Source organism: Erythrobacter sp. CCH5-A1 (assembly GCF_001557115.1).
Taxonomy (GTDB): Bacteria; Pseudomonadota; Alphaproteobacteria; order Sphingomonadales; family Sphingomonadaceae; genus Erythrobacter.
In genome coordinates this window covers 1-2997 of record NZ_LSKQ01000079.1, presented here as the reverse complement: position 1 = coordinate 2997, position 2997 = coordinate 1, and the positions used below count along the sequence as shown (strand labels likewise).

2 protein-coding genes are annotated in these 2997 nt (G+C 58.8%); both read right to left on the bottom strand.

From position 1 onward, the window contains the following. Positions 1–22 precede the first annotated feature (22 nt). Positions 23–2482 carry a type IV secretion system DNA-binding domain-containing protein gene (locus AX708_RS04065; RefSeq protein ID WP_066271334.1) on the bottom strand — a complete coding sequence of 820 codons (2460 nt, stop codon included), beginning with the start codon at positions 2480–2482 and terminating at the stop codon, positions 23–25. Continuing rightward, positions 2469–2768 carry a hypothetical protein gene (locus AX708_RS20250; RefSeq protein WP_155647172.1) on the bottom strand — a complete coding sequence of 100 codons (300 nt, stop codon included), beginning with the start codon at positions 2766–2768 and terminating at the stop codon, positions 2469–2471. The genes AX708_RS04065 and AX708_RS20250 overlap by 14 nt, the downstream gene beginning before the upstream one ends. Between the last annotated feature and the right edge of the window lie 229 nt (positions 2769–2997).

Genomic DNA, 2997 nt, shown 5'->3' with positions numbered 1-2997 from the left:
ACCGATGCGACCGAGAGCATGATCAGTCTCCCAACCCGAAGTCGTCGTCGATCGCCGGTGTGTCGTGTGACGCTTCCCTGTCGTGGCCGTGGCCCTGATCCTTCTGGTCCGTCCCGGCGCCCTCACGGGTCTCGCGCGTGATCTGCTCCTCAGGCCGGTCCCGATCCTGCTTCCCGAGCGTTTTTTCGGTCAGGGCTTCCTTGGCCTGTTCGCGATTGATTTCGGTCTGATCGCCACTGATGGCTATGAGCTGTTTCATGACGGAGAGACCCGCCGTTCTCGGCTGACCGTCATCGGCATCCGCGTCTTTTGCGGGGACATCCGCAGGGTTGTCGTTGCTGGGCGCAACGGCCCTGACAATCTCGCTCTCGCCGAACATCGCATCGGCTGCCTTTTCGGCCTCCGAACGCCCGTCAGCTTTCTCCGCGCCGTCCGCCTTTTCCAGCGCCTCGGTTGTCTCCCGCTCCGCTTCCTCAGCCTCCACGCGCCCGGTCGGCGGCAAGGTTTCAGGACCACCCTCGCTCCCCCCTTCCGCGCTATCAGGCCGGCTAGCCGGCCGTTTGGTCTCGGGCGGTCTGTAGGGCGTCGGCTCCATGCTGGTGACCCGCATGAATCCTGGGGCAACCTCCGGGTAATCCTTCCACTGAAGCTTGATCCGCGCCGCCGGAAACCCATCGGGAAACTTGATGAACCCGTGCATCGACGGGAGGTTTGTAATGTCGTCGGGAATGACCAGCGGCTCGATTGCCTTGCGCGGCGTCAGGGTCGACGCATCGCGGGTGTTGTTGTACCCGTAGCTGTAGGCTTCATCCATCTGGCGAACCTCGCGGTTGCCGATGAATTCGGCGCAGCGTTCAGCAGATTGGTAATCGGCCGTGGCGAGGATCAGCTTGGTGCGCGCAAGCCCGGCCAGATTGGTCGCGCCTTTCTCGCCGTATGTTTCCTCCAGCTTGGCAAAGGAGTGGATGCCGAGAACGAAGGCACCGCCATAGTTTCGGGCAGTCTGGAGACCATTGCCGATGGCAGGAAGGGCATGCAGAGCATTGACCTCGTCGAACAGGAACCAGGTCCGAAGATCGCGCGTGCGCGGTAGCGTCATCTGGGCTGTGACGGCCATGTCGGTCCATAGCGTCAGCAGCATCCGGGTGAAGTTCATGTCGGAATAGCTCGACGTGATGAACAGGATCGAGCCTGGCTCTGATGCTTTGATCCATGCCTTGATCGAGAAGCTGTCAGGCTTCTCATGCGAAGGGTCTGGGATGTAGCGGATGGCGTTGGCGTTGGTGTTGAAGACCGACCGGATCGACTCCGCCATGCGGGCCGCAGTTTCGGCAGTCAGGGGAGCCGCGACCGTGTCCTTCAACTTGGCATGAATCTGCTTCAGGTTGGCGGTCATCAGGTGATGCGCGATAGCGGCGTTTGACATCTCGCCGTCGGCTTTGAGCTTCATGCAAATTTCAACGAACAGCGTGCGCGCAGCGTTCTGCCAGAAGGGCTCCTTCTCATCGGGGTGTGACGGGATCAGAGCGGTCGCTGCCGTCAAAAAGTCAGCATAGAGTTCGCAGTCGTTGAAGATGGTCCAGGGCACGCACCGCTGATCCATAGGATTGAGGATTGTGTCGCTCTCCGGGTTGTAGAAGGCTTCGACAAACGCGCCGGTCAAATCGAAGATCACCGCGTTGTGCCCGCGCTCCCGCAGCTGTTGGACCAACGATCGCAGCTGGGTGGTCTTACCAGCCCCCGTTGTGCCGATCAGCATGGTGTGGCTTTGCTCAAGCCGCCACGGGTAGGGAATGCCTGCGATGACGTAGGGTTGATGAACGCCGAGCGCCCGCTTCTGCTGGCGGTTGAGAATGAGGATATCCTCGGGGTTGCAAGGCGGATCGAGCCGCGAGCATTCATAGGCAAAACGGTTGCCGTTATGGGCCCGGACCTCGGCTCGCAAGACTTCGCGCTCGACCAGCATCGCACCGCGCTCATGGCGTTCTTCGAGGATCGATTTGCCGCGTTTCCGGGAGAACTCGATGAACCAGATGCTGAGCGGTGCAGCGATGAAGATGGCCATGAAAGCCGATCCAAGGAGGCAGCGAAGCGCCTTGGCCGATGCAGAGGCAACGTAGGGGTCGTAAGGCACTGCCCCCATCAGCGTGGGACGGATCATCCCATTGGGAAGAGTGAGGTGAATGACCTTCGATGGGTCGAGAAGCATCAGTGACCAGAGACCCGAATACATGCGCATGAGAACGAGATGAATCTCGGGCGTGCTGAGCGACAGGCTAATGGTCGTGGCAAGCGCCAGACTGAAGACCAGAAACCAGATCAGGAGCGGGATCTTGATCCCAGCAAACCACATCCAGAATTCGTGTGTGACGAGCTGTGAGCCTCGGGTGAAATTGCCGGCATTTCGGGTTACCTTTCCGCGTGCGGAATGATGCTGGATCGTGGCACCCTTGCCACTGAAACGGATGTCATCGCGGCGCATGGAATTCCTCCATGCGTTCGTGGGCAATCTGCTCCAGGCCGGGAGCAAGATCGCTATGCTCTCGGTGGACGATCAGGTCGACTGCTGCTTGGGTATATTCCAGCAGAAGAATGAGCCGGCGAACATCCAGAGAGTGCCCGGCGAGCGCCAGAGGCAAGCCAAGCCGGAGTGCATTCCTGGCCGCTTCAGATCGCGAACAGCCGTTCTTTACGGCGATTTCATCAAGGCTTGCGAGGTCTGCAGTCGAGACCTGAAAGCCGATGAAAGGTGGTTTTGACTTTTGCATCACACATCCACTCGAGAGCGGATGGTGGGGGTTTAGGAGCTCGCATTATATCGCGGTTAGCCCGGTTAGGATAGTGGAAATCCAATATACCTGAATATGGGATTTTATCTAGCGAGAGTAATGACTTAGGGCGATTGAAGCGAGATATATGGTGGTATATATGCATATTGAGGTATATGCTGTTGATTTTAAGATACTTTAGGTAAGCGGGCGCCGCATTCGGTGTGCA

What these genes read in the sequence shown, in the direction of transcription:
- AX708_RS04065 (WP_066271334.1), bottom strand. Translation starts at nt 2,482, where the DNA reads ATGCGCCGCGATGACATCCGTTTCAGTGGCAAGGGTGCCACGATCCAG.
- AX708_RS20250 (WP_155647172.1), bottom strand. Translation starts at nt 2,768, where the DNA reads ATGCAAAAGTCAAAACCACCTTTCATCGGCTTTCAGGTCTCGACTGCA.